General features: G+C 37.3%; 12 protein-coding genes. 2 read left to right on the forward strand and 10 right to left on the reverse strand.

All coding sequences use genetic code 11. The features are described 5' to 3' along the window. Positions 1–82: 82 nt before the first annotated feature. The 6 genes from PATL70BA_RS07105 to PATL70BA_RS07130 are packed head-to-tail and all read right to left on the reverse strand — an operon-like array spanning position 83 to position 5,745. On the reverse strand, positions 83–616 hold the full coding sequence (locus PATL70BA_RS07105; RefSeq protein WP_243116010.1) for a Gx transporter family protein: 534 nt from the start codon (positions 614–616) through the stop codon (positions 83–85). Next, positions 600–974, reverse strand: a complete 375-nt coding sequence (locus PATL70BA_RS07110) for a NusG domain II-containing protein (RefSeq protein WP_125136723.1) — start codon at positions 972–974, stop codon at positions 600–602. Before PATL70BA_RS07110 ends, PATL70BA_RS07105 begins: the two co-directional genes overlap by 17 nt. Continuing rightward, entirely contained in the window at positions 961–1,905 is a 945-nt protein-coding gene (locus PATL70BA_RS07115; protein WP_125136724.1) for an alpha/beta fold hydrolase, read from the reverse strand. Before PATL70BA_RS07115 ends, PATL70BA_RS07110 begins: the two co-directional genes overlap by 14 nt. An 11-nt stretch (positions 1,906–1,916) precedes the next feature. Further along, the gene (locus PATL70BA_RS07120; protein ID WP_125136725.1) at positions 1,917–2,903 is read right to left on the reverse strand and encodes a DHH family phosphoesterase; all 987 of its coding nucleotides are present in this window, start codon (positions 2,901–2,903) and stop codon (positions 1,917–1,919) included. Between the two features lie 47 nt (positions 2,904–2,950). After that, positions 2,951–4,588, reverse strand: a complete 1,638-nt coding sequence (locus tag PATL70BA_RS07125; RefSeq protein WP_125136726.1) for a lectin like domain-containing protein — start codon at positions 4,586–4,588, stop codon at positions 2,951–2,953. Beyond that, positions 4,588–5,745, reverse strand: a complete 1,158-nt coding sequence (locus PATL70BA_RS07130; protein ID WP_125136727.1) for a THUMP domain-containing class I SAM-dependent RNA methyltransferase — start codon at positions 5,743–5,745, stop codon at positions 4,588–4,590. The genes PATL70BA_RS07125 and PATL70BA_RS07130 overlap by 1 nt, the downstream gene beginning before the upstream one ends. Before the next feature lie 259 nt (positions 5,746–6,004). Between PATL70BA_RS07130 and PATL70BA_RS07135 the strand changes: the two genes are divergently transcribed. Then, positions 6,005–6,823: a DUF1189 family protein gene (locus PATL70BA_RS07135; RefSeq protein WP_125136728.1), complete on the forward strand. Its 819-nt coding sequence runs from the start codon at positions 6,005–6,007 to the stop codon at positions 6,821–6,823. Positions 6,824–6,846: 23 nt separating this feature from the next. Here the strand turns inward: PATL70BA_RS07135 and PATL70BA_RS07140 are convergent, their stop codons facing one another. Then, on the reverse strand, positions 6,847–7,731 hold the full coding sequence (locus tag PATL70BA_RS07140; protein ID WP_172596148.1) for a DMT family transporter: 885 nt from the start codon (positions 7,729–7,731) through the stop codon (positions 6,847–6,849). A 138-nt stretch (positions 7,732–7,869) separates the two neighbouring features. On the opposite strand from PATL70BA_RS07140, the gene PATL70BA_RS07145 reads away from it, so the two are divergent. Continuing rightward, on the forward strand, positions 7,870–8,358 hold the full coding sequence (locus tag PATL70BA_RS07145; RefSeq protein WP_125136730.1) for a hypothetical protein: 489 nt from the start codon (positions 7,870–7,872) through the stop codon (positions 8,356–8,358). A gap of 114 nt (positions 8,359–8,472) precedes the next feature. Here PATL70BA_RS07145 and PATL70BA_RS07150 read toward each other — a convergent pair whose 3' ends face one another. From PATL70BA_RS07150 to uvrC, 3 genes are all read right to left on the reverse strand, one after another. Beyond that, positions 8,473–9,432, reverse strand: a complete 960-nt coding sequence (locus PATL70BA_RS07150) for an ROK family protein (protein ID WP_125136731.1) — start codon at positions 9,430–9,432, stop codon at positions 8,473–8,475. A gap of 40 nt (positions 9,433–9,472) precedes the next feature. Next, positions 9,473–10,429, reverse strand: a complete 957-nt coding sequence (gene hprK, locus PATL70BA_RS07155; RefSeq protein WP_125136732.1) for an HPr(Ser) kinase/phosphatase — start codon at positions 10,427–10,429, stop codon at positions 9,473–9,475. 105 nt (positions 10,430–10,534) lie between these two features. Further along, positions 10,535–12,421, reverse strand: coding sequence for an excinuclease ABC subunit UvrC (gene uvrC / locus PATL70BA_RS07160; protein WP_243115989.1), 1,887 nt, complete (start codon positions 12,419–12,421; stop codon positions 10,535–10,537). Between the last annotated feature and the right edge of the window lie 15 nt (positions 12,422–12,436).

The raw sequence follows: 12,436 nt of genomic DNA on the forward strand, positions 1-12,436 counted from the left end.
CAAAGTTAATGGGATTAATAAAGACTTCAGACGTCATTTTAATCTAACCGTAATACTTGTTCAAAAAATATACACACTCAAATCAACTATTATGATCCAAAACAATCCTCGCCAAATATGGCTTTGTTGCTTTTGCTACGTAACCGATAAAGATACCAGCCACAATAGCGGCTACGACAAGAATAGGAAAGTATGTCATAGCAACATACGCACTTCCCGTTATTATGGAGACTATTATAATCTGTCCAATATTATGACATATTGCACCGATCACACTGATACCTACAATGCTCACTTTATCTTTGGGGAGACTGGACATAAGTAGCATACCGGTTGCACTTAATAGGCCACCTGCCATGCTATACCATAAACTCATCATGCTACCTATAAATATGGATGCCAATATCACTCTTAAAACAACGAGAAAATACACATCTTTAGGTCGATATAAATTAATGGCCAGTAATGTAACAACATTAGCTAAGCCTAACTTTATACCTGGAACGGCAAAGCTTAACGGTATAAATCTTTCAAAGTAACTAAGAACCAAAGCAATAGCTATTAGTAATCCAAGAATAATCATACGTCTGAGAGGTAATTTATTGTGAAACTGCATCAAATTCCACCTCCCCTTCACCTTGCACGAGAACATGAAAACGAAATGGTAAGCATACAATATTCTGATTAGGCCTAAAAATATCACTACTGTTTACACAGATTTGATCCGGGCAGGTTGCTTCAATGATACTTGCTTTATGATCATGGATTTCAAGTACATTCGTCCCATACTCCGTTTCATAAGTGAATATACCTTCTTTATCCATAGGTAAAACCTCAAGTAATTCACCATCCACATAGACTTCAACATTTAATTCATCCGTTTTTATGTTTTTTTGCCCGATTCCCATTACTAAATAGGCCAATAATGCAATCAATAGGCCGGCACCTATTATAATTAAGTCATTCTTCTTCATTATTTTTTTCCTTATCTGTAACTAAAGCCCGATTCATCCAATTAACTATCTTTTCATAAGTCTTCTCTCGATTTATTTCATTAAGTATTTCATGTCGCATGCCCGGCATCAATATAAGTTCATGATTAATGCCCAGGTTTCTATAGGTTGCACTAAGTTTTTTAACACCTTCACCCATGTTGCCAGCCGAATCTTCTTCACCTGAAATAAACAAGGCTTTGATTTTGGGGAAGCCTCGCATGAGCATACTGTTATTGGCTTCTAATGAACCTCTTGATAATGTCTCATAAAAACTTGGTGTATAATTATAGCCACATAAAGGATCTTCGCTATATGCCTTAACCGTATCGGGATCAGAACATATCCAGTCAAAAGGCGTCTTAGGATGATCCACTGTCTTATTGTGTATACCAACTGACAAGTAATTAAGCCAGTGATTGGGCTGATTGGGTTTTATATACTCAAAAAAACGGCTAAGTACAATACCTAGCTTACCTAATATCTTGGAAGTAATGGGCGAACCCATTATAATGGCCCCCATAAGTTTTGTTTGATGAGACTGAAGATAGCTTCTTAGAATAAGAGAACCCATACTGTGTCCTAACATGAACATGGGTTGATCCGAATAGGTCTTGTTATAAGCTCTTTGAACAATACCAACATCCTCAATAATAGCATCCCAAGAATCTGTTCTATCAAAAAAACCTGCCTCATGATGACCGATGCTGTATCCATGTTGGCGATGGTCATGGGCCCAAACAACAAATCCTTGTTCACAAAGATATTTTGCAAATGCGTCGTACCTTAGACAATGCTCAGCCATACCGTGTAGAATATGTAAACACCCCTTCACTTTACCTTCGGGTGTCCATTTTCTTACCAATATAGGGCTTTTTTTATACCCTTCTATGATGACTGTTTCATAATCCAAAACTACACCTCCTACAAACTATTTTCTTTCTCAAGATAAGATAAAACTCTATATCTAACATAAGTGTTCAATTCTTTATTCTCTAAAAATTGCATTTCACTCTTTCTAATGAAGCCGCCTGCCATTTCACCATGTCCGCCACCAACGCCTTGATGGTTCAAAATATATTGCACCAAATTATTGGCCTTGACACCACCTAGACCACTACGAATTGAGAACTTGATGCCGTCTTCTCTTTTGGCATAGGAGACTACGATTGCAACACCTTCAATAGTGTAAACCATGTCACTGATGGTTCCGAGTAAAGAATCATTACAATCTTCAATATGTATAAATCCAATATTACCATAGATTTCAATATTTTGTAAGGCTTTGGCATAAGCATAAATATCTGCCTTGCCGATTTCATTCATACGTAGATTTTTGATCATAGTAAAATCGGCGTACTTATAGAGCCAATAAAACATTTCTGCATCCGCGTTGTTATTATACCTGGTAAGGTTATCGGTATCTGTCATGATGCCATATACTAGAGCGGTTGCCGCTTCAAGTGATGGCTCCACGCCCATTTCCTGATAATAACCGGTGACCATAGAAGAGCATGCACCCATTTCAGTGCGAATATCTTCGTATTCATATTTAGCTTTCGTCATTTTATCATGATGATCGATGACACCAACCCGCTTAGCTTGCAAATCCGTCAAATTGGAATTACCACGTTGGGCATCTATGAATATAATGAAATCATCTTTTTCTATAGAAAAGCCTTCTTCTATACATTCAATCTTGATATTAAACATATCAACCATACGCTTGGAATTGACTTTTTCAATGCTATCACCATAGATAATCTTACTAGGAATACCAAATCGTTCAAGAAGCAAACCTAAAGCAAAGCTACTGGCTAATGCATCCGGATCTGGTATATTATGTGGTTGAATATATACCTTATTCTGTTTTTTTAGTACGTTTAATAAGATTTGAAATCTATTGGCCATAAAGAGTCCCTCATTGTTCTATGGTTAAGGTGTCAAAACGAGTCCGTCTAATTCTTTGTAAACGCTTTTAAGCATACATTACTCTCTAGCACTTTTTCAGTACTTTCCCAAGATAAGCCGTCAAAGCTCATGTAACCTCTACCATCTGATAAATCAACATCTTCAAGCCAAGCTACCTCTTTGTCATATTCAGCCGCTACCGGATACAAACTGTCCGGTGTCGTCACCTTGACGATAACAGCAAATGTACCTTCTACAGGAATCGGAGTATTAAACTTGATTGTATAGTAACCTGCATAATCGAACGCACCCCGCGTAATAAGTCTTTTCTTCGAGAAATCTGATTCCGTTTCAAATTTTTCTACAACGTAGACCTCATATTCAGTATCCATGTCCGTTGCATAAAAACTTACGGCTTCTAGTGTCTCCTTTTTATCTGTTGTATATACATTTGAAAAGAACGCAGTATCTTTTCCAAATCCGATTCTGCCAACCCATCCTAGCCAATCGCTTTGATAGATGTTGTCATAGTTGGTGCTTGGTTCTATCTTGGTATAAACAATATTTTCTTTGCCTATAAGAACGTCATCATAGGAGACATAAAAGTAACCTTTGTCACCAAATGTAGTGCCATAGCTATTGCGACAGATAAAGGCACCATTTCTTAAAGGTGGTGTGGTAAAGTTACTTGCACTATAAGTGTCATCCCATCCCACAATAACCACATCATGGTTAGGTAAGGACTGACCCTTATAATAAAATGCAAAAGTCTTTGGGTTGTAAGCATCACCAAGTTCCTGTTGTGCTATATCCCTTATATGAATGGATGTCTGCACACCACCATATTTCATAATCGCTCTTTTTATAGCTGAGTAGTCTTTGCTTGGTAATATAATAGCTTCTTGTACATGTGCTGCTGCTTTCAGGTTAGGATTACTTATTCCGTCACCATAAGGATCTTCCGATTCCAGTACAGGTCCTGACCATCTTGCCAAATAGGCAAGGGATATCTGAAAATCGCCACCTTCATTTTGAGTGAGATTATAACCATGATTGAGACTCATATGATCTTCTGAGAAATCAAACACCTGACCGGGCAGTAAGGATGATTCAATTGCACCTAAAGTTGCAAAGGCCCAACAGGCACCGATATCTAATTGGTCTTTGACCGGTGTAACTTTACCAATATTTCTAAGATCATAGACTTCCGGCAATCGACTGATGATTGGAGCAGCCTCATAGGTCACACTCACTCTTTTTTGGTTTTCAATCCATTCTACTTTTGACCCAAAAGCTTCCATGACAGCACGAATGGGAATATAAGTACGGTTATCGATAATAACCGCCTTGGTATCAATTTCAATGAGTTTTGTATTTCTAATAATATGATTTTTATCAATCGGTACGCGAACTTCAACACTGCCTTTTGTAGCCACTGCTACCTTGGTATTTTCTATCCATTGGACCTTAGCACCAAAAGCTTCTAGTACAGCTCTAAAGGGTATTAATGTTCGGTTGGCCTGATCTATGAAAGGCATACCGTAATCTGCATTAAAAACCACCTCTTGGTTGTTGAGGTAGACATCTAATGTGGATGCCATGACAGAACCTAACGGTACCCAATGGGTTACAGGACCACTGCCTATCATGACCAAAAGTAAAATAAAATATAATGTTCTTTTCATTAGCCATCAGCTCTTTCTATCTTGGGCGGACGTTTACCTAAATACTGATATAGATTGGTTTTTAACATCCCGTTATATAGCTTTCTCTTTTTTTGTGCCTTTTGTCCAAAATGTTTCTCAAAACCTTCAAATGAGGTCAAAATATAATAAGACCAGTCTTCCAAACTTGTAAAACTTTGACCCATGACCTTATATAACGCTTCCACTTCACTCGTGTTTGATAAACGTTCACCATAAGGTGGGTTTGTCACGATGACACCATATCTTCTTTTATGGGTTAAGTCTTTTACATCTCTTTCTTGAAAATGTATAAAGCCTTCTACGCCCGCATTCACTGCATTTTCCCTGGCTACTTTTAGAATATCACCATCTATATCAAATCCTTGAATGTTTAAAGAGGCATTGGGATCAAATTTCTTATTGGCTTCATCCACGGCCGCCATCCATAAGTCTTTAGGTACTAAATTTTTCCAACCTTCTGCAGCAAAACTACGGTTCAACCCCGGTGCCAGATTGGCGCCAATCATGGCTGCTTCAATGACCAAAGTTCCGGATCCGCAAAATGGATCTACAAATGCTCGATCCTTGTTCCAGACGGATAGAAGTATCAAAGCTGCAGCTAGTGTTTCTGATAGCGGTGCTTTTGATGTCATGATTCTGTAGCCTCTTTTATGTAGTGCTTCAAGTGAAGTGTCCAAGCATACACTTACCATATCTTTTTTGATAAATATACGTACCGGATAAGATGCACCGGATTCTTCAAACCAGGTTTCTTTATAAAATTGACCTAGGCGCTTAACCATTGCTTTTTTTACAATACTTTGAATATCTTTTGAACTAAACAATTCAGATTTTATGGAGGAGGCTTTCGAAACCCAAAACTTACCATCAAGAGGGATATATGTCTCCCAAGCTATGGCTTGGATCTTCTCAAAAAGTTCTTCAAATGTCTTTGCTTCAAAACGATCCACTTCAATCATGACCCGTTCCGCTGTCCTAAGCCATATGTTACTTCTACTAATAGCCAAGGCATCTCCTTCAAAGATAACTCTTCCATCTTCAACTTCCAAAACCTCATAACCCAAATCTTTTATCTCTTGTTTTAATACTGATTCCAGCCCAAACAAGCAAGGTGCTAATAATCTATACGACGACATTATGTTCTCCAATCTATTAGACAACCTGCACATATACGTCAAATCAACATATGTAAGGCTTAAGTCAACACTATCTATTTTATTATAAGGGAATCAAAATCCACTTACAACCGCATAAGGTTACAATTCTATTACCATTTTCTTAATTATAAATTCACATTTCATTTTCTCCAATAATCCTTCTTGTCAGAAAAAAGACTTGTTCTTTAATACCCCTTTGCCTATAATAGTAATAACGTCTGATTAGAAAGAGGTTTTTATGAAAAAGTACACTTGGATTGGTAAGGTTGGCAAAAGCCTCGTCCCATCTGAATTTTATGTTCAAATACTACAGGAGCCTTTAAGAAAGGCTTTGGGTTATATGATTCTATTCATATTATTACTTTCTCTTGTTGTCGGTGGCTATAATAGCTACAACCTCAAGGTGAGTTTTGACAAGACCATAGCGGCTTATGACGCTGGAATCATACCAAATTTCAGCTTGGTCGAAGGTAAACTGGAAGTAGAAGGTACTGAAATCTACCGAATCTTCTATTTTGATTTTCCTATTATAATTGATGGACAAGGTGTTTTAAATATTAATGACATGTTGGCCTATAAGAATGCACTAATATTAGCACCGGACCGTTTCATCATCATTCGAAATGGGATTCCGCCTATGGTAAATGGTTATGATGATTTTTATAACCCTTACGGATCCGATACTTCCTCAGCCATCATCAGAGAAGCCATGGTCATGAGTGCTCTACTTGCTATACCTGTTGGTATGGTCTTTCAATTTTTTATATCTTTGATGAATTTCTTGTTTAACAGTTTGTTCATCCTTATGATTGCCAACTTACTCAGAACCTTGCTGGGACTTGGTCTAAAAATCAAACAGCTTTATCACATGACCATTTATGCTATGACTTTCTCAGTTTTTTGGTCCCACTTCAAAATTATGCTCCCTACTACCATGCCCAGATTTCTAGATAATTTTGTTTACTATGTCATTCCGTCTCTAATCTTGGTCAATGTTTTTATACATATAAGAAAACGCACTTTGGATGAAATCGATAAAAATAAAAAAGATGACTAAACCTGCCCTATAATAGTAACCGTCTATATATCTTCTATCATATATATCGAAACCAAAATCATAAGACTTCCTAGAATTCCTGGAAATCTTAACTGGTTATCATCTAGAAACAGCTTATACAAGAGGTGAATGACCGGTATTAAGTTAATAAATAAGGTGGACATAACTGCGCCTACCCTTTTAAGTGCATAGATATATAGATAATAACCGATAACAATTGCAAATATCACTTGAAAAAGGATACTTGCCACAATTTTCAAGTCCATTAGTATCGTCGTCAGATCCTTAAGATTATATGCCAAAGTTTCTGTATTACCAATAAAAGACATCACTAAAACAATTGTGCCTGTAGTAACCTGAAGGGTTATGATCTCGCCTAGATTGTATTTTAAGGCCATCTTTTCATTGAACAAAGTATAAAAAACAAAACATAAGTTGGCAAGAAGCATCGCGCCTATTGCTTTAGGCATGAATATCATAGAACGTAGCATTGGGAAATAAATCAATACGACGCCAACAAGGGCAAAAAATACCCAGAAAATATTTCTGAATCTGGTCTTCTTCCCAATTAAGAGAGCAACTACTAAGGTCATAAGAGGTATACCACTCATATAAAAAAGAGCAACTTCCAGACCCATAGTCTCTAAAGCCATACTGATGTAAAAATAAAATCCCGCTATGCCAAATATACCACCCAAACCTATGGTTAAAAGCTTTTTGAAATCCGGTTTTATTTTTCTTTGTAGTAGAAAGTGTAGTGACCAAAGGACAAGCGTTGCTAAAAACAGAGAAAAGGTGCTGATGAATATCGGTTCTAAACCCAGCAAATTATTCTTTGTTAGATTATAAGCCATTACATTTATGATCACTAGGGCACTTAAGCCTAGATATGACTTAATATTCTTCATGAAGGTATCTTCCTTAATTTGTGACATTTCCTAAGTCCGTCCTAAATAAGGACATTAGACTATTTATTAGAATGTGGATTATGACGATAATTATTTGTGACCCATTTTCTATGGACTCAAAAGACAAGGAGGTCTTACATGCAGCCCGAACTCACTTTCATGTTCACTATTTTACTACTGTTTCTAGGTATTAACTTCTTAGCCAATAACACGTTACATAGTGCCATATTAAATGCCTTATTCTATAATGATACGATCTCTCGTACTATGATACGAATACTCGGCTTAGGGTTTATAACAAGTGCCCTATTGTTGGTGCTTGGTCTATCCACTTACACATTTTTTACTGTTAGCTTTGTTACCCTCGTCTTTATCTATCTTCTGATAAAAGGAAGATCTAAATCCGCTTTAGTCAAAGAACAAAGAAGAGCAGAAGTTATGCGTGCTTACAATCAAGAAATCATGAATAAGAAAAGACAGATTGAAGATATGCGTCGCGCTAAAGAAAAGGCCTTACTGATGGCCGAAAAGAAAAAGAAGCAAAAAAATGTTCAAGAAATCAAAGAAAAGCTTTGGGATGATGGTAGCATGACCAATAAAGAGCTCATTGACCGATTCCAAGAATAAGTTTCTAGTGGGATAAAAACTATATCGAATATATGCAAACAAAGGGACGTCAATGACGTCCCTTATTTACATCCTAACAGGCCCCTCTATAAAATAAGCATCTTAATGCTTATTTTATACTTCGTTTATCTTATAGAGCATTGCTGCTCCAATGATGCCTGCATCATTGCCAAGTTGTGCAATCTCAATCTTAGTTTTGAATGCTGCTTCACCACCGTAAATCTCATCTACAATTTTTTTCTTAAGGGGTACAATAAGGTTATCTCTTTGAGCAGAAACGCCACCACCTAAAACGATAATTTCAGGTTGGAAAATATTAATGACGTTTACAAGACCAACCGCTAAATGGCCAATATAGCTATCTATAACTTCTTGAGCCACTTTATCACCTTTTTGTGCTGCATCAAACGGAATTTTTGCATTCATTTTCTCAAGGTTGCCTTCTAATAAGGTATTCATTTCTGATTTTGGATTTTCTTTTGCGGCTCTTTTTGCATCTCTAATCAATCCTGTGGCTGAAGAATAGGCTTCCCAGCATCCTTTACGACCACAAGTACACGGTTCACCACCATACTGAATAACCATATGCCCCACTTCGGCTCCACCATACCAGCTTCCGCTGATGATTTTTCTATCAATAATAATCCCTGATCCAACACCTGTTCCCAAAGTTATAGCAACAAAATCCTTGTAAAGCTTTCCTGCGCCAGACTCGTATTCACCTAGTGCAGCGACGTTAGCATCATTTTCCACATATACCGGTACATTCAGATATTTTTGAAATTCCTGACGTATAGGTGCGTTGTCAAAGTGTAAGTTATTCGCATAAACGATTACACCATGAACAGGATCCGGGGTTCCCGGACTTCCAATACCCACTGAGTGAATATCCTCTTTCTTAAGCCCTTCTTCTGCCATTAACTTCATGCAAAGCCCCGCCATATCCTTAACAATAGCATCGTATTTTCTATCATTTAACGTTGGTGTTGAGCCTTTTCTTACAATCTCACCCGTCTCCGTTACAATGGCCACGGCTATGTTCGTTCCACCCAAATCTATTCCTATATTGTACATGTTGCCTCCTTATATGCTTTTAATGGTCATTGCATTTGTTTTATAATTTTTCGTTTTCTTCATCACGTTCTTGTGAACGGCGCAACAAATTGCCAGTCACACGGTTGTTCAGTTCTACCGCAGCATTATATCCCATTTTCTTCTGTCTATGATTAATCGCTGCACTTTCAACAATGATTGCCAGATTCCGTCCGGGTCGAATGGGAATGGTATGACTGACAACTTTGTTACCCAATATCTCATCATATTCCTCTTCCAATCCTAGGCGATCGTATTCCTTTTGTCTGTCCCATTCTGTCAAATTAATAATCAAATCAATGGTTTGGCTTTCCTTAACCGATTCAACACCAAACAAAGTTTTGCAATCCACAATACCTATGCCTCGAACTTCAATGAAGTGTCTTATAATATCCGGTGAAGTGCCAAGTAAGGTATCGTCCGATACTTTTTTGATCTCAACCACATCATCGGCTACCAATCGGTGACCTCTCTTAATGAGTTCAAGAGCCGCTTCACTTTTTCCGATACCACTTTCACCTTTAATTAATATACCTTCACCATATACGTCCACCAACACACCATGGATGGATATACTCGGTGCCAGTTCCACTTTCAAATATCTGGTAAGTTCTGATAGGAAATAAGATGTGGATAATTTGGTCTGTAGAAGGGGTACACCATGACGCTTTGCAATTGCAATCATATCTTCATCCGGCTCAAGGGACCGCGCTAATATTAGACAGGGTATCTTAGAACCAAAAAGTCTCTCAAATGTTTCAAGTTTTAAATAAGGTGCCATATTTTCAATAAAAGTATACTCCACTTTTCCGATAATCTGAGCACGATCGGCATCAAAATAATCGTAAAAACCGGCCAGTTGAAGCGCTGGTCTGTTCACATCCGATTGGGATATTTCATGACTGGCTATATCGACTTCCGGTGTTAAATTGGTTAGTTTCATTTTTATGATGATATCCGATAGCTTTACAGAATACATGTTTTTCCTCCATGTTATGGTTAAGGCCTTAAGCCGAAGTTTTTACTTATATAGAGTATCATAAATAAACCTTTATTGCACTAGACATTTTTAATGCTTCTCATCTTAATTATCTTCTATATCGTCACTTTGACCATGAAAGAACTCATAAACCTTAAGAGCAACCTTTTTATTCATTGATGGCGCTTGGCTGAGTTCCTCTACACTCGCTTCCTGTATGTGGGCAACGGATTTGAAGTGTAAGATAAGTGCTTTTCTTCTTGATGGCCCTATGCCTTCTATGTCATCTAATATTGAAGCTATTTGTACTTTACTTCTTAATTTTTTATGGTAGTCAATGGCAAACCTATGGGCTTCATCCTGAATTCTGGTGATGAGTTTAAAAGCCTCGGAACTTTTCTTCATTATAATTTCACGATTCTCATACAACAAGGCTCGTGTTCTATGTTGATCGTCTTTAATCATACCGCAAACAACGATGTCCAGTCCTAGACTTTCAAGAACACTTAAGGCAATATTGACCTGCCCTTTACCACCATCCATCAAAATAAGATTGGGTAGTCTTGCAAATTTGCCGATATCCGGATTTAATTTTTTTACCAAGATTTCTTTCTGTTCTTCTAAGGCATGGGTGAACCTTCTTCTTAGTACTTCTTCCATACTTGCATAGTCATTGGGTCCTGTTACATGCTTAATCTTGAATTTACGATAGTCTGTTTTTTTCGGTTTACCCCCTTCAAAGACGACCATCGATCCAACAGATTCAAACCCTTGGGTATTGGATATGTCAAAAGCTTCAATTCTATCTATAGATGTTTCCATACCCAGTAGTGACACGATTTCATCAACAGCGCCTTTGGTTCTAGCTGCTTCTTTTTTTATCTGATCTCCAAACTGATTTAGGGTTATGGCTGCATTTTCTGCCGCCAGATCTACTAATTTAGATTTTTCGCCTTTTCTAGGTACTTTAATATATACTTTTTGGCCACGTTTACTGGATAACCATGATTGTATGATATTCGCTTCATCCAATTCCTCTTGAAGCATTAACTCTTTTGGAATATAGGGTGTTCCTGAGTAGAACTGTTTTACAAATGTACTCATAATATCACTGTTGCTTAATTCTTCTATGCCTTCCAATCTAAAATGTTCTCTTCCGATCATTTTCCCATTTCTTATGAAAAAAACCTGAACAATAGCTTCAGTTTCTGATTTCGCAAAGGCTATGACATCTTTGTCTTCCATTGCACCGTCTATTATCTTTTGTTTTTGAGCAATCGTCTGAACACTTTGGAGTTGATCTCTATAATCTGCTGCCTTCTCAAAATCCATCTCTTCGGAGGCTTTATACATCGCCGTCTCTAACATTTCAATAACTTTTTTATAATGTCCGTTTAGAAAATCTATGGCCTGATGCACCTGTTCCCTATACGCCTCTACCGAGATATAATCCTGACATGGGGCATCACATTGATGTATATGATAGTATAAGCATGCCCTTTCCTTACCTATATCTCTTGGCAAGATTCTATTACAGTTTCGAATTTTATAGATTTTCCTAAGTAATTCAATAATCTCATTGGCTGCAAAGCTACTTGTATATGGACCATAATATTTTGATTTATCTTTTTGCATTTCCCTTGCAATCATAATTCTTGGATAGGGCTCACCCAGCGTAATCATAATATAAGGATAATGTTTATCATCTTTTAGCATCGTATTGTACTTAGGACGATGTTTCTTAATAAGATTACATTCTAAGATCAATGCCTCAAGTTCAGAATCTGTAACAATGTATTCAAAAGAAGCCACACTCGCCACCATGCGTTTGATCTTGTTGGTATGGTGGGTCGACTTTCTAAAATATTGTCTGACGCGATGCCGTAATTTTATGGCTTTACCTATATATAAGATTTCATCTTGGCTGTCTTTCATAATATAGACACCGGGTTTTAATGGTAGTTTATTTAATTCCGCTTGTATATCAAACATAGATTCACCTTCTTT

Source organism: Petrocella atlantisensis (assembly GCF_900538275.1).
In the GTDB taxonomy this organism is placed as follows: domain Bacteria; phylum Bacillota; class Clostridia; order Lachnospirales; family Vallitaleaceae; genus Petrocella; species Petrocella atlantisensis.